Raw genomic sequence first — 19831 nt, 5'->3', positions numbered from 1 at the left:
CGATTTGCCGCCGCCGCAGGCGGCGAGCACCGCCGCCAGCAGCGTTGATGCCAGCGCCTTACTCATCTTCACAGACCTTGCCCGTGGGGTAGGTGGTGGTGGTGCCGTGCAGGGCGCCCATGTAGGCCAGGTAGCGCTCTGCCCGCTCGGGGGTGTTGGCAGTGATGGCCTGGAGCTTGAGCGTGATCGCAAACCCGTCCTTACCTGCTTGGCTTTGTAGCGCCAATGGCAAACCCATCTCGGCAGACTCCGACATGCATGCGGTCGCAGCCATACTGGCATCGGCCAGTGCCATCAACGCAGCGCGATCGTTCAAATTGATAACTGCGATCCTTTGCTGCACACGAGCCCTCTGCCTTGCCGCCTTCTTGACCGCATCGCTCACCGGCAACGCGGCAATGTAGGCATCGACGTCGTCACGGATGCCGTTGCGGTCGATGTCCGGCCCCGCGATGTCGGTAGAGCGGTCCAGTGCGGGCAATTCACCGGCTTTCTCCAGCGCTTCCAGTTGCTCCTTCATGCCGCGCTCGACGGGCTGGACCGGCTGGCCCGCTGATGAGGGCGACGATTTGCCGCCGCCGCAGGCGGCGAGCACCGCCGCCATGAACAGCGCGGCGAAACAGGGGATCAGGCGCGTGAGACAAGCGCTTGCAGGGCGTGGGGAGTGGCCTTGGAAAGTCATGGAATGGCTCCTGAGAATGGCGAGGGTCACAGCGCATCCAGCGCCTGGGTGACGAACTGGCGGATCTGGGCGCGCAGCGGGCGTGCCTTGTCGAGATAGGTATCGAGCAGCTTGTGGCCGGAGGGGTCTTTGCCGTCGACGGGCAGGTTGACGCTGGACTCGGGCAGGTAGCTGCCATCCACCCGGCGCAGGCCGTTGATGACCAGGTCGCTGCTGGCCAGCACGTAGGGACCGCGCAGGGTGGGCGACGCGGGGGCGATGTGCACCACCTGGGCCGCGACGTAGCCGGTGTCTTCACCCACCGCCGCCCCCGCCTGTCGCGAATGGGCCAGGTAGGCGTCGTAGGCGGCGTTGACGAAGAGGTTGCCCTGCGAGTGGGCCACGAGCACCGCGCGTTCGGCCCACCGACCGGCGGCAATCAGTTGCGCGGTATGCCCAGCCGTGTCCTGCGCGGTGGGTGGGTTGTCGGCCAGCAGGGTGCTCAGCGCGGTGATCTTGGCCAGCGTTGCGTTGTAGAGCGCGTCGAACCATTGGGTCAGCGCCTTGTCGCTGCGCACCACACGGGTCACCAGGCGCTGGGTGAAGGAGCCGGCCTGGGCCTGCTGGCCGGTCACTTGCTCCCAGAAGTACTCCCAGCGCCGGCTCAGCAGGCCGTCGATTTCGGCGCTGCGTTGGCGGAACACCTCGGCCACATCCTGCAGGCAGGTATCGCCGTCGCTGCGCTTGCAACTCTGGTTGTAGAACAGCTCGTAGCGGATCGGTGCACCGCGCCAGTCGGGGCCGAGGAAGTCGTGCTTCTTCATCACCTCTAGCGAACGCTCTGCCTCTTCTCGTGTGTTCCACACCCCATTGAAGAACCCCACCAGATAAGCCATCGTGTAGCAGGGGTACTGAAAGTCGCCACCGAAGCCAACGCCCTCAACAGGGCCAAGGTACTCGACATTCGGTCTGGGATCGTCGTAGGAAAGGTAAGGCCATCGCCGGTAGAGGTCGTAGCGAAACCAGTACGGAAATTTTTGAACCACGTTCACCGCGGAGTTCCGCGGCCAAGGCGTGGTCGTTTTTTCCACCTCTGGGGTGCGGTCGGTCAGGTAGGAGAGGCGAGTGACCGCATAGTCTTCCCATCCTCTGCTGTCGTCCGGACACTGCGGTCCGTTCACGTCGTCGCCGCCCCCGCATCCCATGAATTCGGGCTCGCAGGGGGGCGGGCTATAGCGCGCCTCTTGATAGGACAGCTCGCAGGTTCGTCGTCGGCTACCTTCGACCGTTCGCTGATCCGGCCGAGGCGGGTAGCGGTAGTTGGTCTCGATGGACTGCTGCTTCAGGCGAACGTCCCCACACAGTTGATAGGGCCTGGGGGCGGCAGCCAAGCTGGCCACACAAAACACAAGGGGCATCACGGCCCACACATGACGGATACGCAAGGTTTTCTCCCTGAAATCGCCATGGCGCACGATGCCCATGACGCGGCGGCAGCTTAGGCCGAGGCGTTCACGCATACCCTCAGGGGGTTGGACCACAAATCACCGATCAAGGCCCCTGAGCCGCTCAGGGAACTGGTGAACGGCCCGACAGCACGCCGCGTGCCTCGCCTACCATTCGCGCCCATGGACACACACGACTTCGATCTCTTCGTCATCGGCGGCGGCAGCGGCGGCGTGCGCGCCGCCCGCATGGCCGCGCAGCGCGGCCTGCGCGTGGCCCTGGCCGAGGTGCTGGGCACGCAAGGCCTGGGCGGCACCTGCGTCAACGTGGGCTGCATCCCCAAGAAGCTGTACAGCTACGCCGCGCACTACAGCGAAGCGTTCGAGGAAGCCCGTGGCTTTGGTTGGCAACTGGGCGAGGCGCGCTTCGACTGGGCCACGCTCAAGGCCAACCGCGCGAAGGAAATCGCTCGCCTCAACGGCGTCTACGCCAACCTGCTCAGCGGCTCGGGTGTCACGCGCTTCGACGGCTTCGCGCGGCTGGTCGGCGACCACGACATCGAACTCGCGACCCTGCACGCCGACGGCTCGCCCGGCCACCAACGCTTCAGCGCCGCCCACATCCTCATCGCCACGGGCGGCACGCCCCATGTGCCGCACTTCAGCGGGCGCGAGCACGTGATCACCAGCAACGAGGTGTTCGACCTCGAGCCCTTCCCGAAGCGCCTGCTCATCGTGGGCGGCGGCTACATCGCCTGCGAATTCGCGTCCATCTTCAATGGCCTGGGCGCGCGGGTCACGCAGCTCTACCGCGGCGAGCAGGTGCTGCGCGGCTTCGACGACGAGATCCGCCACTTCGCGTCCGCCGAAATGGCCAAGGCCGGCGTGGACCTGCACCTCAACGCCGGCGTGGTCGACATCCGCAAGACCGAGGACGGCCTCATCGTGCGCTGCGAGGACGGCAACACCCTCACCGTGGACGCCGCGCTCTATGCCACCGGCCGCGTGCCCAACACCGAGGGGCTCGGGCTCGAAGCCGTGGGCGTGGCCCAGGGCGCCAAGGGTGAGGTGATCGTCGACGAACGCTACCGGACCAACGTCCCGCATGTCTTCGCCGTGGGCGACGTGACCGACCGCGTACAACTCACGCCCGTAGCGCTGGGCGAGGCCATGGTGGTGGTGGACGAGATCTGCGGCCCAGCGCCGGGCAAGGCCCCGCGCGACATGAGCTACGACTTCGTGCCCACGGCCGTGTTCACGCACCCCAGCATCGGTACCGTGGGCCTGAGCGAGGCCCAGGCGCGCGAGCGCTTCGCAGACGTGACCGTCTTCCGCAGCGAGTTCAAGGCCTTGAAGCACACGCTGTCCGGCCGCGACGAACGCACGCTGATGAAGCTGGTGGTGGACACGAAGACCGACCGCGTGGTGGGCCTGCACATGGTCGGCGCCGAGGCGGGCGAGATCGTGCAGGGCTTCGCCGTGGCGCTCAAGGCCGGCGCCACCAAGGCCGTGTTTGACGGCACCATCGGCATCCACCCCACGGCGGCGGAAGAATTCGTGACGATGCGCGAACCGGTGAAGCGCGCCACGGCCAGTTGAACAGCATGCGCGGCGCCCACGAAGGCGAATCGTGCATTCGCGGTATGGCATGGAGAACCCTGTAGGGTGAGCATGCGGCCTCTTCATCGGAAGCCGCCACATGAACACCCGCCACACGCCCACCCGCTCCGATTCGTTCCGGTTCTTTTGCCTGGCGCTGTGCACCCTGGGCGCCCTGCTGCTCACACTGATCCTGCTGCCCGGCTGCGGTGGCGGCAACGCCGCGCCGCCGAACCCGGGCGCCGTGAGCGGCAACGCGCCGCCACCACAACCCGAACGGACGCCCATCGCGCTCACCGCCACGCTGGCCAGCGTGAAGCGGCTCACCCTCAACTGGTCCTGGCCCGAACTCGCGTCGGTGCAAACCGCGCTCATTCTCGAAGACCCGGACGGAGACGGTCCCCTGCCCGCCGAGCCATTGGCCGACGTGCCCGCCGCCGACGGCACGGCCACGGTTGAGATCTTTCTACCCGTTGCCCTGCAGGCGAGCTACCGCGTGGCGCTGTGCGACGGCGGGCAGTGCACGCCGTCCGCCCCGCTTCGGCTCCAGGGCAGCCTCGAACAGGCCATGGGCCGGTTCAAGGCAGACACGCCCCTGCAGAACGCGGAATTCGGCATGTCCCTCGCCCTGTCCGAGGACGGCGAAGTCATGGCGGTGGCCGACACCAGCGGCACCGTGCACCTGTTCGAGCGCTCGGGCCCTGGTCGGTGGGCGTCGCACGGTCCGGTGGCGGCGCCCAGCCCCGCCGCTGACCAGATCCTCGCCGGGGCCCTCGCCCTGTCGGCGGACGGCAGCGTCCTGGCGTTCGGCTCCGGCTTCGTCAACTCCTCGGGCGCGGCGTACGTCTATCGCCGCCAGGGCAACCAATGGCTGTTCGAGCGCCATTTGCAGGGCAGCGAACTCGGCCCCGACGACCAGTTTGGCAGCAGCCTGGCGCTGAGCGGTGATGGCCGCACGCTGGCGGTTGGCGCACCCACCGACGACGGGCCCGCCGACAGCCGCGTGGACGATGGCGCCGTCTACGTCTTCACCGAAAACAATGGCCAATGGACGGAAACGCTGCTGCTGCGCGACAGCAACAGCGCCGGGAACGAAGGGTTCGGCACCTCACTGGCCCTCAATGCCGACGGCACTGTGCTGGCCGTGGGCAGCGCCAACAACAGTGCCTCGGGCGTGGGCGTACACGCCGCGCCCATCGACGACGCGAATGCACCGCGCACGGGAGCGGTCTACGTGTATACGCGCCTGCCGGGCAACGGGTCGCTGGACGCGTTCATCAAGCCCCCCATGGACCTCGGCACCGGGGCATTCGGCTCCGCCGTCGCGTTGGATGCCCAGGGCAACACCCTGGTCGTGGCCGCCCGCGAAGCCGACATCGACGCGAATGGCCTGGTTTCCAGGCCAGCTCACTCAAGCAGCGGCAGCGTGCATGTCTTCGCCCGCTCGGGGGGTGGGCAATGGGCGCCACACGGCGCGCCCTTGCGCAGCCCAGTGCCCCGCAGGTCCGACGAATTCGGCCGGGCCCTGGCGCTCAGCGCGGACGGCCAGACCGTGGTGATCGGCACGCAGTACAACGACTACAGCGGTCTGGGCGTGTCAACCGCCGAGTCGCCGATCGTGGCCATCGATGCGGGCTCGGCCTACGTCTTTCGGCGCCAGGCCAGCGGCTGGGAAAGCGCCACCATCCTTCAACCCAGCGACCACAGCACCACCGGCGACCGGGACGTTCGCCTCGGCAGCGCGGTGGCCATCAGCGGCAACGGGCGCACCGTGGCCGTGGGCGCCCGCTCGCACGGTGGCCCCGGCGCGGGCGTGAGCAGCGATCCGGCGATCGCCTACGGCGACGACCCCGCTTTCGCCTTGTCCGGGGCGGTCTTTCTCTATTGAGCGGCACCCGCCAGCGCGGCTCAACCCGTCCACGCCAGCAGCCCCACGCCCAGCAGCGTGTGCAGCCACAAGCCTGGCGCCAGCCAGCGCAGGTAGGCCCAGCCGCCCGACACGCCAGCGGTGACCGACTTGCTGCCCGCGTGCACCAGCAGCACCAGCATCAGGGCCTGCCGCCCCGCCGCGCCGGGGGCGGCGTCCGAGAACACGGCGGCGGCGGAAGCGTGCAGGTCGGCCAAGGCACCGATCACCGCGCCCGCGAGCAGGCCCGCCTCGCCCAGCCAGCCCTGCAAGCCGTGCACCAGCGCCTGGATGGCCGCGAGCAGCACCGCCACGGCCAATGCGCCGCCCAGGCTGAACATGCGGTCCTCGCGCGGCGCGGGCAGCGCCTCGGTACGCGGCGTGGCGCCGGTCACGGCCACCTCGGCGCCATCGCGGCGCACCAGCCACCAGCCCCAGGCCAGCGCCAGGGCCCCGGCCGCCAGCGCCGGCAGCCACAGCACCGGCAACCAGGCCGGCCGAACGGCGGCGGCCACCATCAGCAACTGCAACTGCGTGGACACGCAGGACAGCAGACCACCGCCCGCCATGGCCCGCGCGCGCGCGGCGTGCGGCCGAACCGCCAGCCCCATGCTCGCGATGGTGGCCGTGCTCGACACGAAACCCGAGGCCAGCGCCGACAGCGCCACCGCGTGCCGCGTCGCCAGCAGCCGGCGTGCCAGGTGGGCCGCCGATTGCAGCGCCAGCAGCAAGGCCAGCAGGGTGCCGATCGCGCGCGGATTGAGGGCCTCGCCCCACAGCGGCCGATCGGGCAGCAGCGGCAGGGCCAGCAGCACCAAGGCCGCCAGCAAGAGGCCGTCGCGCAGCTCGCTGGGCCGCAACCAGTGCGTCGCGAAGCGGTGGGCGCCTTCGCGCACCGCCAGCACCACCGTCAGCGCCACCGCCAGGCCCGCCGCCAGCGCGGCGCTGTGCGCGCTCAGCACACCCACCAGGTAGGTCAGCAGCAGGGCCACCTCGGTGGTCACGCCGGGGTCGTCGGAGCGGTCCTTCAGGTAGGCCACCACGCCCAGGCCGGCGATGAAGGCCGCGCCCGCCACCACCACCCCATTGAGCCCGGTGAGCGCCGCGGCGGCGCCCGTGACGCAGGTGAGCGCGAAGCTGCGCAGTCCGGCCAGCGCGCGCGCCGGCCCCTGGCCCTTGCGCCGCTCGCGTTCGATGCCCACCAGCAGGCCGCAGCCCAGCGCCACGGCCAGCGTGGCGGCCGCGTGGGACAGGTCAGCAGACATCAGGCCGTTCACTTCACAATAGCCGCATGCAAAAGACGCCCGAATTTACCGCCCCCCAGCGCTTCGACGACCCGGATGCCGCGCTCAGGCAGGTGCGCCACATTTATCAGAGCAGCGTGGAGTTCCTGCGCCAGGCGCTGCACGACTACGTAAACGGCGCCGACTTCCACGACGTGCGCGTGCGCGCCTGCTACCCCTACGTGCGCCTGGTGAGCCACAGCAACCTGCGCCTGGGCGACGGCGCCGACGAACTGGGCCGACAGCGCCTGAGCTATGGCTTCGTCGCCGGCCCCGGGCGCTACGAAACCACGCTCACGCGGCCCGACCTGTACGGCGACTACTACCGCGAGCAGTTTCGCCTGCTGCTGGCCAACCACGGCGGCGAGATCGAGGTGGGCACCAGCACGCAGCCCGTGCCCATCCACTTCTCCTTCGCCGAGCACGACCACGTCGAAGGCCAGATGAGCGTGACGCGACGCGCCTTCATGCGCGACGTCTTCGACCTGCCCGACCTCACCGCCATGGACGACGGCATCGCCAACGGCACGCACGAGCCCGGGCCGGGCGAGGCGCACCCGCTGTCGCTGTTCACCGCGCCGCGCGTGGACTATTCGCTGCAGCGCATGCGCCACTACACCGGCACCTCGCCCGACTGGTTTCAGAACTTCGTGCTGTTCACCAACTACCAGTTCTACATCGACGAGTTCATCAAGCTCGGCCACGCCGAGATGGAAAACCCCGACAGCCCCTACGTCGCCTTCATCGAGCCGGGCAACGTGGTCACGCGCCGCAGAGGCCTGGCGCACGAGGCGGGCGACGAACTCGGCCACGCACCGCCGCGCCTGCCGCAGATGCCCGGCTACCACCTGGTGCGCGAAGACCGCAGCGGCATCACCATGGTCAACATTGGCGTGGGCCCGGCCAACGCCAAGAACATCACCGACCACATCGCCGTGCTGCGCCCGCACGCCTGGTTGATGCTGGGTCACTGCGCGGGCCTGCGCACCACGCAGCAACTGGGCGACTACGTGCTGGCCCACGCCTACGTGCGCGAGGACCACGTGCTCGACGAGGAACTGCCGCTGTGGGTGCCCATTCCCGCGCTGGCCGAAATCCAGCTCGCACTGGAGGCCGCCGTGGCCGCCGTCACCGGCGTGCCGCCGGCCGAGCTCAAGCGCATCATGCGCACCGGTACCGTCGCCAGCACCGACAACCGCAACTGGGAGTTGCTGCCCGACAACATGCCGCAGCGGCGCTTCTCGCAATCGCGCGCGGTGGCGCTGGACATGGAGTCGGCCACCATCGCGGCCAATGGCTTTCGCTTCCGCGTGCCCTACGGCACCCTGCTGTGCGTGAGCGACAAGCCCCTGCACGGCGAGATCAAGCTGCCGGGCATGGCCAACCACTTCTACCGCGAACGCGTGGACCAGCACCTGCGCATCGGCATCCACGCGATGGAGCTGCTGCGCGCGGGCGGCGTGGAGCAACTGCACAGCCGCAAGCTGAGGAGCTTCGCGGAAGTGGCGTTTCAGTAAGCAGGAGGCGCATGGCCACCACCCGACGCAAGTTCATCCTCGGCACGCTCGGCATCACCGGCGCCCTGGTCATCGGCTGGGGCCTGATGCCGCCGCGCCAGCGGCTCACCACCGCGCAGCCGCTGCCCACCGATGAAGGCGAGGTCGCCTTCAATGGCTGGGTGAAGATCGCGCGCGACGGCACGGTGACGGTGACACTGGCCAAGAGCGAGATGGGCCAGGGTGTGGTCACCTCGCTGTGCATGCTGCTGGCTGAGGAACTGGATGCCGACTGGTCGCGCGTGCGCTGGCAGCCCTCGCCCATCGACAAGATCTACAACAACATCGCCAGCGTGGTCGACGGCCTGCCGGTGCACCCGGACACCGACAACTTCGCCGTCGACACCGTGAAGTGGCTCACCGCCAAGACCATGCGCGAGATCGGCGTGATGATGACCGGCGGCTCGTCGAGCGTGAAGGACCTGTGGTGGCCCATGCGCCAGGCGGGCGCCTCGGCGCGCGAGATGCTGGTGGCCGCCGCCGCCGCGCAGTGGGGCATTGCGAGCGCCGACTGCCAGACCGAGAACGGTGAAGTGATCGCGCCGGACGGCCGCCGCCTGGGCTACGGCGCGCTGGCCGCTGCCGCGGCCCAGCAGCCGATGCCGCGCGACCCCACGCTGAAAACCCCCGAGCGCTTCAAGCGCATCGGCCAGCCCACGCGCCGCCTGGACACGCCCGGCAAGGTCGACGGCAGCGCGCGCTTCGGCATCGACGCCCTGCCCCAGGGCCTGCTGTACGCCAGCGTGCGGATGTGCCCCACGCTGGGCGGTCGCGCGCAACGCCACGACGACGCACCCGCGCGCGCCCTGCGCGGCGTGCTGGCCGTCACCGCGGTGGAGCCGCTGCGCGGCGGCACGGGCGGCGTGGCGGTGATCGCCGACCACCCCTGGCGCGCGAAGCAGGCCGCCGACCGGCTGGACGTGACCTGGGACCACGGCGCGCTGGCCGACTTCAGCAGCGCCCCGGCGATGCAACGCCTGGCCGACACCGCGCGCAACGAGCGCGGCTTCGCCTTCTTCGAAGCCGGCGAGGTGGACACCGCGCTCGCGGGCGCGGCCCAGCGCATCGAGGCCGAGTACCGCGCGCCCTGGCTCGCGCACGCGGCGATGGAGCCGATCAACTGCACCGTGCTGTTCGAGGGCAACAAGGCCACGGTGTGGGTGTCCACGCAGGTGCCCGGCCTGGCGCGCGCGGCGGCGGCCGCGGCGCTGGACCTGCCCGACGAGGCGGTGACGGTGCACGTGCTGATGCTGGGCGGCGGCTTCGGCCGGCGGCTGGAAGTGGACTTCATCGCCCAGGCCGCGGCCATTGCCCGGGCGGTGCCGGGCCAGCCGGTGCAGACGGTGTGGAGCCGTGAGCAGGACACGCGCCACGACCTGTACCGCCCCGCCTGCGTGGCGCACTTTCAGGCCGGCTTCGACGCCGACCGGCGCCTGGTGGCCTGGAAGAACACCAGCGCGGGCCAGGCCATCGTGCCGCAGGTGTTGAAGCGCGCCTTCGGCCTGCCCGGCGGCGGACCTGACAAGACCACGAGCGAAGGCGCCTTCGACCAAGCCTATGAATGGCCCGCTGCGCGCATCGCGCACGTCAATGTCGATCTGCCGCTGCAGGTGGGCTTCTGGCGCTCTGTGGGCCACTCGCACCAGGCCTTCTTCAAGGAGGGCTTTGTCGACGAGTGCGCGCACGCGGCGGGCGCGGATCCGCTGGCCTTTCGCGAATCGCTGCTGCGCCAGCACCCGAAGCAACTGGCCGTTCTGCAAGCCGCGGCCAAAGCCGCGGGCTGGGGCACGCCCTCGCCACCCGCGCCCGATGGCGCCAGGACCGCGCGCGGCATCGCCCTGCACGACTCCTTCGGCTCCAGCGTCGCGCAGGTGGCCGAGGTCTCGCTCGGGCCCGACAAGGCCATCCGCGTGCACCGCGTGTGGTGCGCCATCGACTGCGGCCTCGCGGTCAACCCGGCCGGCATCCGCCAGCAGTTGGAAGGGGGCGTGGTGTTCGGCCTGTCGGCCGCGCTGCACGGCGGCGTCGACATCGTCGATGGCCAGGTGCAGCAGAGCAACTTCCACGACCAGCCGATCCTGCGGCTCAACGAGGCGCCGCGCGTGGAGTGCGTGATCCTGCCCGGCAACGGCCACCCCGAGGGCGTGGGCGAGCCCGGCGTGCCCCCCATCGCGCCCGCCGTGGCCAACGCGCTCTTCGCCCTCACGGGCCAGCGCCTGCGCAGCCTGCCGCTGAAACTTGCCTGAGGAGTTCACGATGACGACCACGCTCAAGGTCAACGGCCGCGAAGTCAGCGTCGATGCCGACCCGGACACGCCCCTGCTGTGGGTGCTGCGCGCCGACCTGCAGCTCACCGGCACCAAGTTCGGCTGCGGCATGTCGCTGTGCGGGGCCTGCACGGTGCACGCCAATGGCAGCGCCATCCGCTCCTGCGTCACGCCGATCGCAGCGGTGGCGGGGCAGGACATCACCACCATCGAGGGCATCGAAGGCCCCGAGATCGCCGCCCTGCGCGCGGCCTGGACCACGGTGGACGTGCTGCAATGCGGCTACTGCCAGAGCGGCCAGCTCATGAGCGCCTGCGCATTGCTCAAGGCCAACCCGCGGCCCGATGCCGACGCGATCCGCGCGGCCATGAGCGGCAACCTCTGCCGCTGCGGCACCTACCAGCGCATCGAGGAAGCGATCGCCCTGGCCGCTGCGCCGCGCTGATCGCGCTCGACCGCGAGCGCGGCGCCCCGAGGTATTCATCTGGAATCCGGATTATTTGATCCGAACAATCGAATTCACAGCAGGTGCCGCCTGACCTAGATTCGCGTCAGGAGACACACATGACTGAGCGTTCGAGCCTGATGATTGGCTGCGCGGCCGGCTTCTCGGGCGACCGCACCGACGCGGCCCTGCCCGTGGTGCGCGAGCTGATCGCACGGGGACAGGCGTCCGTGCTGATATTCGAGACGCTGGCCGAGCGCACGCTGGCGCTGGCGCAACTGGCGCGCCGCGGCAACCCCGACCTGGGCTATGAACCCCTGTTGGACGAGTTGCTGACGCCCGTGCTGGCGCTGTGCCTGGCGCACCGCATCCGCATCGTCAGCAACTTCGGCGCCGCCAACCCGCTGGGCGCGGCGCGCCGCATCCGCGCGCTGGCGAAGGAACTGGGCCTGCGCCGTCCCCGCATCGCCGTGGTGCACGGCGACGACGTGAGCGGGCTGCAGCACCGCGCCCTGCTGGAGCGCTCGCTGGGCCGGGCCATGCCCTGCGAGCCGCTGGTGAGCGCCAACGCCTACATCGGCGCCGCGCCCATCGCCGAGGCGCTGACGGCGGGGGCCGACATCGTGGTCTGTGGCCGTGTGGCCGACCCCTCGCTGGTGCTGGGCCCCGCGCTGGCGCACTTCGGCTGGCGCACCGACGACTGGACCCGCCTGGCCCGCGCCACGATGGCGGGCCACCTGCTGGAGTGCGGCGCGCAGGTCTGCGGCGGCTACTTCGCCGACCCGGGCTACAAGGACGTGGCGGGCCTGGCCTCCCTGGGCTACCCCATCGCCGAGATCGAGGACAGCGGCGACTGCACGATCAGCAAGCCCGAAGGCAGCGGCGGGCGCATCGACGAGCGCACCGTCAAGGAACAACTGCTGTACGAACTGCACGACCCCGCGGCCTACCTGACGCCGGACGTGGTCGCCGACATCACCACCGCGCGCGTGCGCCAGGTCGGCCCCGACCGCGTGCGGCTCGAGGGCGTGAGCGGCCACCCCCGGCCGCCGACGCTCAAGGTCAATGCCTGCTTCGAAACCGGCTGGTTCGCCGAGGGCGAGATCTCCTACGCCGGCGCGCGTGCGGTGGCGCGCGCACGCCTGGCCGCACAAGTGCTGCGGGAGCGCCTGGCCGACGCCGGCCCCCTGCGCGTGGACCTCATCGGCGTGACCAGCGTGCTGGGCGACGACGGCAGCCGCTGGCTCGACGACCCACTCGAGGAAGGCGTTCGCGACGTGCGCCTGCGCGTGGCGCTGCAGCAGCGCGACCGCGCGCAGGCCGAGCGCCTGGTGCGCGAGGTCACGGCCCTGTACTGCTGCGGCCCCGCTGGCGGCGGCGGCGTGCGCACCGCGATCCGACCGCGCCTGGGCATGGTGTCCTGCCTGGTGCCGCGGGAGGCGGTGTCGGTGGGCCACGCCATGGTCGATGAGTCGCGGCAGGAGGCCCAGCCATGAAGACCGATCCACAGACCGTGCCGCTGTACCGCCTCGCGCACAGCCGCACCGGCGACAAGGGCAACCGCTCCAACATCAGCGTGATCGCCTGGCACCCGGCCTTGTGGGACCTGCTGGTCGAGCAGCTCACCGAGGACGCCGTGGCCCGCCACTTCGCCGCGCGCCGGCCCAGCGCCGTGCGCCGCTACCTGCTGCCGCAACTGCACGCCATGAATTTCGTGCTCGACGACGTGCTCGATGGCGGCGTGAACGACTCCCTCAACCTCGACAGCCACGGCAAGGCCTTGTCCTTCCTGATGCTGGAGTTGCCGGTCGCCGTGCCGGACGCCCTGCGCACCCACCTCGTGGGCGGCCCCTGAGCCGACCACGGGCTTTCTTCACCCATCGAAACAGGAGACAGACCCATGAACACCCCCCTCACGCGCCGCCACGGCCTGCTGGCCTGCGCCGTCACCGCCCTGCTGGGCGCGGCCCCAGCCTGGGCGCAGGCGCCCGCCTACCCCGCGCGGCCCATCACCTTCGTCGTGCCCTTCGCCGCCGGCAGCGCCACCGACCAGCTCGCGCGCGCGCTGGGCCAATCCGTCAGCAGCGAGACCGGCCAGCCCGTGGTGATCGAGAACAAGGCCGGCGCCAGCGGTGCGATCGCCGCCGCCGCCGCGGCCAAGGCCCCCGCCGATGGCTACACGGTGCTGATCACCACCAACACCACGCACGCGGCCAACGAGCACCTCTACAAAAAGCTCAGCTACGACCCGGTGAAGGACTTCGCGCCCATCACGGCGCTGGGCAAGGGCGGGCAGGTGATGGTCGTCACCACCGGCTCGCCATTCAAGACCGTGGGCGACGTGATCGCCGAGGCGCGCCAGTCGCCGGGCAAGCTCAACTTCGGCAGCGGCAGTTCGTCCAGCCGCATCGCCGGCGAGCTGTTCCAGCAGATGGCCAAGGTGCAGATCCTGCACGTGCCTTACAAGAGCAACCCCAACGCCATCACGGACCTGCTGGGCGGCCAGATCAACATGATGTTCGCCGACATGTCCACGGGCGTGCCGCAGATCCAGGGTGGCAAGCTGCGCGCGCTCGGCGTGACGGCCAGCAAGCCCTCGCCGTTGCTGCCGGGCGTGCCCACCATCGCCGAGGCCGGCGTGCCCGGCTACGAAATGGGCTACTGGTTCGCGGCTTACGCACCCGCAGGCACGCCCACCGCCGTGGTGCAGCGCCTCAACGAGCTGCTGGTGCGCGCCACGGCCAGCCCGGCCGCCAAGGGCTTCTTCGAGGCCAGCGGCTCGGAAGCCTTCACCAGCACGCCCGACGGGCTGGCGCGGTTCCAGGCCGCGGAGACCCGCAAGTGGGGCGACATCATCAAGGCCGCCGGCATCCAGGCCGAGTGATGCCCTGAGCCGGCCCGCGCCGGCTCAGCCCCCTTCCCCAGCACCAGGCACGACGCCGGGCGTGTGACACCGCCCCGGGAGGCGTCGTCGCGCCTGCGCGGCCGTGCCACGCCCTGGCGGTACGGCGCTGCGCCCGGCCACCCAGCCGGATGGCCCCCACGCAGAGGCGCCGAAGAAGCCGCCCTGCCCCATCCCACCACGACAAGAGGAGACAGACATGACCACCACATCCGTTTCGCGATGGCCCGCCTGGGGCGGCCTCGCGCTGCTACCCCTGCTCACCCTGCTCGCCGCCTGTGGCGGCGGTGGCGGTGACGGCGGCACGGGCGAAGGCCCCGCCGCGCCGCCACCCGAGCGCCTGGCGCGCGCCTGCACACCCGAGGCCTTCGCCGACCTGCAGGTCCCCGGCGCCGTGCTGAAGACGGTCGCGCCCATCGCGGCGGGCACCCACCGCGGCCAGGCCAACCTGCCGGCCTTCTGCCTGATCACGGCGAGCGCCCATCCCACCAGCCGATCGAACATCAACTTCGAACTCTGGGTGCCCGAAGGCGAGGCCTGGAACGGCAAGCTCGTCACCACGGGCAACGGCGGCTACAGCCCCTCGCTGAGCTACGGCGACATGGCCTACGCCCTGCGCCAGGGCTACGCCACCATCGGCGGCGACACCGGGCACCAGACGGAAGACATGCTCTGGGGCGTGAACAACCCCGAGAAGATCGAGGACTGGGGCAGCCGCTCGATCAACAGCATCACCGTGGCCGGCAAGGCCCTGCTGGACGGCTTGCGCGCGAAGCCCGCGCAGCGCGCCTACTACCTGGGCTGCTCCACCGGCGGCCACCAGGGCTTCGCCGAGGCGCAGCGCTACCCCGACGACTTCGACGGCATCATCGCCGGCGCCCCGGGCAACAACCGCACGGCGCTCAACATCGAGTTCATGTGGCGCTTCCGCTCCAACCGGCCTGACAGCGTCAACAACGTCACCTACCTCAACAACACCAAGCTGCAGCTGCTCACCAGCCAGGCCGTGGCGGCCTGCGACGCGCTCGACGGCGCGAGCGATGGCGTGATCGACGATCCGCGCCAGTGCACCACCGCGCAGTTCAACCCCGACGCCCTGCTGTGCGCGGGTGCCGACGCGCCCACCTGCCTCACGGCCGACCAGCTCAACGCGGCGAAGAAGATCTACCAGGGCCCGCGCAATCCGCGCACCAACGCCCAGCTCTACCCGGGTTGGCCAGTGGGCAGCGAATCGGGCTGGGGCAGCTACATGGGTGGCACCGAGCCCACGCGCGCCGACTTCTGGCGCTACTGGGTGTTCGACAACCCGCAGTGGAACTGGTGGACCTTCGACTTCGACCGCGACGTGGCCTACGCCAACGCCAAGATCTCGCCGCTGGTGGACCAGACCAGCACCGACCTCTCGCGCTTCAAGGCCGCGGGCGGCAAGCTGCTGGTCTACCACGGCTGGAACGACCCCGTCGTCAGCGCTCACGACAGCATCGGCTACTACGAGCGCGTGCGCACCTTGCAAGGCTCGCAGGCCGACACCGACGCGTTCTACCGTCTCATGCTGGTGCCGGGCATGGGCCACTGCTCGGGCGGTGCCGGCGCCGGCACCCTGCGCGCGGACGGCACGCTGATCCCGCTGGACCCCAGCCGCGACCTGCTGGCCGCGATGGACCGCTGGGTCGAACAAGGGCAAGCGCCCGACGACTTCGTCGCCTCGCGCGTGTCGGGCGGTGCGGTGCAGCGCACGCGGCCCCTGTGCAGCTACCCCAAACAGGCCGTGTACAGCGGCGCGGGCGACACCAACAGCGCCAGCAGCTACCGCTGCCAGTGAGCCTGGACGCGCCCGGCGGGCGCGTCACCGGGGTCAGGCCTTTCGGGGCCTGACCTTCGAGGCTGCGAGCTTGGCGTTCTCGCGCGCCCGCTCCACGTCCGCGTCGCGCGCCAGGGCCACACCCATGCGGCGCTTCTCGAAGCTCTCGGGCTTGCCGAACAGTCGCAGTTCGGTGCCCGGAACGCGCAGGGCCTCGTCCACGCCGTCGAAGGCGATGCCCTGCGCTTGCACGCCGCCGTAGATCACGGCGCTGGCGCCCGGGCTCCTGAGCGTGGTGTCCACCGGCAGGCCCAGGATGGCGCGCGCGTGCAGTTCGAACTCGTTCTGCCACTGCGTGGCCATGGTGACCATGCCGGTGTCGTGCGGGCGCGGGCTCACCTCGCTGAACCACACCTGGTCGCCCGCCACGAACAGTTCCACGCCGAACAGGCCCTGGCCGCCCAGGTTGTCGGTGATGGCCTTGGCGATCTCACGGCTCTTGTGCAGCGCCGCCGCGCTCATGGGGTGCGGCTGCCAGCTCTCCACGTAGTCGCCCGCCACCTGCACGTGACCGATGGGATCGCAGAAGTGCGTCTCGGGCTCGCCGTTGGCGCCCAGCGCGCGCACGGTGAGCAGGGTGATCTCGTAGTCGAAGCGGATGAAGCCCTCGACGATGATGCGCCCGTGGCTCACGCGGCCACCGGCCATGGCGTAGTCCCAGGCCTTTTGCACATCGTCGGGGCCGTCGATCTTGCTCTGCCCCTTGCCGCTGCTGCTCATCACCGGCTTGACGATGCAGGGGTAGCCGATGCCGCTGTCGATGGCGGCCTGCAGCTCCTGCAGCGAGTCGCAGAACTGGTAGGGGCTGGTCGGCAGCCTGAGGGTTTCGGCCGCGAGGCGGCGGATGCCCTCGCGGTCCATGGTGAGCCGCGCGGCGCGCGCCGTGGGGATCACGCGGACCACGCCCGCGGCCTCGAGCTCCTGCAGCATGGGCGTGGCGATGGCCTCGATCTCGGGCACCACCAGGTGCGGGCGCTCGCGCTCGATCAGCGCCTTGAGCTGGGCCGGGTCGCTCATGGCGATGGTGTGGGCGCGGTGCGCCACCTGCTGGCCCGGCGCATTCTCGTAGCGGTCGACCGCGATGGTCTCCACACCCAGGCGCTGCAGGGCGATCAGCACCTCCTTGCCGAGTTCGCCGCTGCCCAGCAGCATGACTTTGGTGGCCGAGGGCGACAGCGGTGTGCCGAGCGTGGTCATGGTGATGTCCTGACGAAAGAAAGATTCAGCGGGCCGCGCCCATGGCCTCGCCCAGGCGCACGGCGCGCGCGGCGGCCCAGTCGGGGTGGAAGGCGATGGTGTCCGGCGGCCACAGCAGCACGACGGTGGAGCCGAGCAGGAAGCGGCCCATCTCGGCGCCCTTCTCCAGGTGCACGGGCGCGTCGTCGTAGCGCCACTCGCGCACGGTGCCGGGGCGCGGCGGGTTCACCACGCCGTGCCACACCGTGGCCATGCTGCCCACGATGGTGGCGCCCACCAGCACCAGCGCGAAAGGCACCATGCGATCGCCCACGGGCATGTCGAACACGCACACCACGCGCTCGTTGCGCGCGAACAGCCCCGGCACGCCCGCGGCCGTGGCCGGGTTCACCGAAAACAGATCCCCCGGCACGTGCAGCATGCGGCGCAGCGTGGCCGCCGCGGGCATGTGGATGCGGTGGTAGTCGCGCGGGCTGAGGTAGACGGTGGCGAAGCTGCCGCCCTGGAACGCCTGCGCCAGCGCGGCATCGCCGCCCAGCAGGGTGCGCGTGTCGTAGTCGTGGCCCTTGGCCTGGAAGATGCGGTCGCCCTCGATGCGGCCGAGCTGGCTGATCGCGCCGTCCACGGGACAGACGAAGGCCGAATCGGCCAGCGGGCGCGCGCCGGGTTTGAGGGCGCGCGTGAAGAAGTCGTTGAAGGTCTCGTAGGCCGTGGGATCGGGGTTCGCGGCCTCGGCCATGTTCACCTGGTAACGCGCGATGAAGCGGCGGATGGCCCACTGCGTGAGGGCACCCGCGCGCGCGCGGGCGAAGGCCCCCGCGAAGCGCGTGAGCGCCAGCTTGGGCAGGAGGTATTGGAATTGGACGGCCAGCGACATGGGTGGCGGATTGTAAAAGTGGAACCCGTGGGGGTTTTCCAGATGGGCACAATGGCTCGCATGAACTCCCCCTTGTTCGAAGCCGCCGGGCTGGTCAAACGCTACGGCGAGAACACGGTGGTCAACGGCGTGGACTTCGCCATCCACCCCGGCGAATGCCTCGGCGTGATCGGTCCCAACGGCGCCGGCAAGACCACCACCATCCGCATGTGCCTGGGCCTCACCGCGCCCGACGCGGGGCACATCCACGCCTTCGGCATGGACATGCCGCGCGACGCCATGGCCATCAAGGCGCAACTGGGCGTGGTAGCGCAGATGGACACGCTGGACCCGGACTTCAACTGCGCCGAGAACCTGCTGGTCTATGGCCGCTACTTCGGCCTGAAGGACGCGGTCATCCGCCCGCGCATCCCCAAGCTGCTGGAGTTCGCCGCGCTCACGCACAAGGCCACGGCGCGGCCGGGCGAACTGTCCGGCGGCATGAAGCGCCGCCTGAGCCTGGCGCGCGCGCTGGTGAACGACCCTCGCCTGCTCATGCTCGACGAGCCCACCACCGGCCTGGACCCGCAGGCCCGCCACCTGATGTGGGAGCGCCTGCAGGTGCTGCTGCAGCAGGGCAAGAGCATCCTGCTCACCACGCACTTCATGGACGAGGCCGAGCGCCTGTGCTCGCGCCTGCTGGTGCTGGACCACGGCCGCAAGATCGCCGAAGGCCGCCCGCGCGCGCTGATCGCCGAGCACCTGGAGCCCGACGTGGTGGAGGTGTACGGCCCGGGCGCGCTGGATCTCGCGCAGCGCGAGGAACACGCCCCGCTGCGCGCCCTGGCCGCGCGCGTGGAAGTCAGCGGCGAGACCGTGTTCTTCTACACCTCGCAGGCGCAGCCGCTACTGGCCGCGCTGGCCGATGACCACCAGTTGCGCACGCTGCACCGGCCCGCCAACCTCGAGGACCTGTTCCTGAAACTCACCGGCCGGCAAATCAGGGAAGACGGATGACCACGACCACCCTCACCCCCATCAACCCCTGGTCCCCGCCGCGCCTGTCCGGGCGCTGGTGGCCGGTCTTCCTGCGCAACCTGCTCGTGTGGCGCAAGCTCGCCCTGCCCAGCGTGGTGGCCAACATCGCCGAACCCCTCATCTGGCTGGTGGCCTTCGGTTACGGCCTGGGCGCGCTGGTGGGCACGGTGAGCATGGGCACGGCCGGTGGCGGATCGGTGGCGGTGCCCTACATCCTGTTCCTGGCCAGCGGCAGCATCTGCATGAGCGCGATGAACGCGGCCACCTTCGAGGCCCTGTACTCGGCTTTTTCGCGCATGCACGTGCAGAAGACCTGGGACGGCATCATGAACGCGCCCGTGCGGCTGGACGACGTGGTGCTGGCCGAGATGCTGTGGGCCGGCTTCAAGTCGCTGTTCACGGTGACGGTGATCCTGCTGGTGATGCTGGGCCTGGGCATCACGCACTCGCCCAAGCTGCTGGTGGCCTGGCCCGTCCTGGGCCTGGTGGGCATCACCTTCTCGTGCATCGCGCTGGTGTTCAACGCGCTGGCCAAGGGCTACGACTTCTTCAGCTACTACTTCACCCTGGTGATCACGCCCATGATGTTCCTCTCGGGCGTCTTCTTCCCTCGCGAACAGGTGCCCGCGCCGGTGCTGCTGTTCTCCGATCTGCTGCCGCTGACGCACGCGGTGCAACTGGTGCGGCCGCTGTTCCTGGACCAATGGCCCACCGGTGCGGCGCTGCACCTGGCGGTGCTGGCGGTGTATGCGGTGGGCGCCTTCTGGCTGGCGCTGGCACTGACACGCAAGCGCTTCGCGCGCTGAGAGCCGCCG

Annotated in this window: 16 protein-coding genes; 11 read left to right on the top strand and 5 right to left on the bottom strand. The window is 70.2% G+C overall.

Annotated features, from left to right (window positions below; genetic code table 11):
* Positions 1-58 precede the first annotated feature (58 nt).
* Complete coding sequence (locus VLG41_RS12900; protein WP_325349807.1) at positions 59-682, bottom strand: hypothetical protein; 624 nt, start codon at positions 680-682, stop codon at positions 59-61.
* A gap of 26 nt (positions 683-708) precedes the next feature.
* Entirely contained in the window at positions 709-2145 is a 1437-nt protein-coding gene (locus VLG41_RS12895) for a hypothetical protein (protein ID WP_325349806.1), read from the bottom strand.
* Between the two features lie 144 nt (positions 2146-2289).
* Here VLG41_RS12895 and gorA point away from each other — a divergent pair, with 144 nt between their 5' ends.
* Together gorA and VLG41_RS12885 are read left to right on the top strand one after the other, a co-directional pair.
* A complete protein-coding gene (gene gorA, locus VLG41_RS12890) occupies positions 2290-3705 on the top strand; it encodes a glutathione-disulfide reductase (RefSeq protein WP_325349805.1) in 1416 nt (471 codons plus the stop codon).
* Positions 3706-3805: 100 nt separating this feature from the next.
* Positions 3806-5593: a hypothetical protein gene (locus tag VLG41_RS12885; RefSeq protein ID WP_325349804.1), complete on the top strand. Its 1788-nt coding sequence runs from the start codon at positions 3806-3808 to the stop codon at positions 5591-5593.
* Positions 5594-5613: 20 nt separating this feature from the next.
* On the opposite strand, the gene VLG41_RS12880 is transcribed toward VLG41_RS12885, so the two are convergent.
* Positions 5614-6876 (bottom strand): DUF4010 domain-containing protein, encoded by a 1263-nt coding sequence (locus VLG41_RS12880; protein WP_325349803.1) that lies wholly within the window; start codon positions 6874-6876, stop codon positions 5614-5616.
* Positions 6877-6902: 26 nt separating this feature from the next.
* Between VLG41_RS12880 and VLG41_RS12875 the strand changes: the two genes are divergently transcribed.
* The 7 genes from VLG41_RS12875 (at position 6903) to VLG41_RS12845 (ending at position 15886) form a co-directional block, all read left to right on the top strand.
* Positions 6903-8411, top strand: coding sequence for an AMP nucleosidase (locus VLG41_RS12875; protein WP_325349802.1), 1509 nt, complete (start codon positions 6903-6905; stop codon positions 8409-8411).
* 11 nt (positions 8412-8422) lie between these two features.
* Positions 8423-10696, top strand: coding sequence for a xanthine dehydrogenase family protein molybdopterin-binding subunit (locus tag VLG41_RS12870; protein WP_325349801.1), 2274 nt, complete (start codon positions 8423-8425; stop codon positions 10694-10696).
* 10 nt (positions 10697-10706) lie between these two features.
* A complete protein-coding gene (locus tag VLG41_RS12865; protein WP_325349800.1) occupies positions 10707-11162 on the top strand; it encodes a (2Fe-2S)-binding protein in 456 nt (151 codons plus the stop codon).
* A 119-nt stretch (positions 11163-11281) separates the two neighbouring features.
* The gene (locus VLG41_RS12860) at positions 11282-12658 is read left to right on the top strand and encodes an acyclic terpene utilization AtuA family protein (RefSeq protein ID WP_325349799.1); all 1377 of its coding nucleotides are present in this window, start codon (positions 11282-11284) and stop codon (positions 12656-12658) included.
* Positions 12655-13017: an AtuA-related protein gene (locus tag VLG41_RS12855; RefSeq protein ID WP_325349798.1), complete on the top strand. Its 363-nt coding sequence runs from the start codon at positions 12655-12657 to the stop codon at positions 13015-13017. The genes VLG41_RS12860 and VLG41_RS12855 overlap by 4 nt, the downstream gene beginning before the upstream one ends.
* 45 nt (positions 13018-13062) lie before the next feature.
* Entirely contained in the window at positions 13063-14046 is a 984-nt protein-coding gene (locus tag VLG41_RS12850) for a tripartite tricarboxylate transporter substrate binding protein (RefSeq protein WP_325349797.1), read from the top strand.
* A 217-nt stretch (positions 14047-14263) separates the two neighbouring features.
* Positions 14264-15886: a tannase/feruloyl esterase family alpha/beta hydrolase gene (locus VLG41_RS12845; RefSeq protein WP_325349796.1), complete on the top strand. Its 1623-nt coding sequence runs from the start codon at positions 14264-14266 to the stop codon at positions 15884-15886.
* Between the two features lie 33 nt (positions 15887-15919).
* On the opposite strand, the gene purT is transcribed toward VLG41_RS12845, so the two are convergent.
* Positions 15920-17122 (bottom strand): formate-dependent phosphoribosylglycinamide formyltransferase, encoded by a 1203-nt coding sequence (gene purT, locus VLG41_RS12840; protein ID WP_325349795.1) that lies wholly within the window; start codon positions 17120-17122, stop codon positions 15920-15922.
* A 25-nt stretch (positions 17123-17147) separates the two neighbouring features.
* Positions 17148-17999 carry an archaetidylserine decarboxylase gene (asd, locus tag VLG41_RS12835; RefSeq protein WP_325349794.1) on the bottom strand — a complete coding sequence of 284 codons (852 nt, stop codon included), beginning with the start codon at positions 17997-17999 and terminating at the stop codon, positions 17148-17150.
* A gap of 51 nt (positions 18000-18050) precedes the next feature.
* Here asd and VLG41_RS12830 point away from each other — a divergent pair, with 51 nt between their 5' ends.
* Positions 18051-18995 (top strand): ATP-binding cassette domain-containing protein, encoded by a 945-nt coding sequence (locus VLG41_RS12830; protein ID WP_414652493.1) that lies wholly within the window; start codon positions 18051-18053, stop codon positions 18993-18995.
* Positions 18992-19822, top strand: a complete 831-nt coding sequence (locus VLG41_RS12825) for an ABC transporter permease (RefSeq protein WP_325349792.1) — start codon at positions 18992-18994, stop codon at positions 19820-19822. Before VLG41_RS12830 ends, VLG41_RS12825 begins: the two co-directional genes overlap by 4 nt.
* Positions 19823-19831: the final 9 nt, after the last annotated feature.

Source organism: Hydrogenophaga sp., assembly GCF_035481345.1.
Classification (GTDB): domain Bacteria; phylum Pseudomonadota; class Gammaproteobacteria; order Burkholderiales; family Burkholderiaceae_C; genus Hydrogenophaga.
Note: the sequence above shows the minus strand (reverse complement) of the source record. Positions and strands in the feature narration are given on the sequence as shown.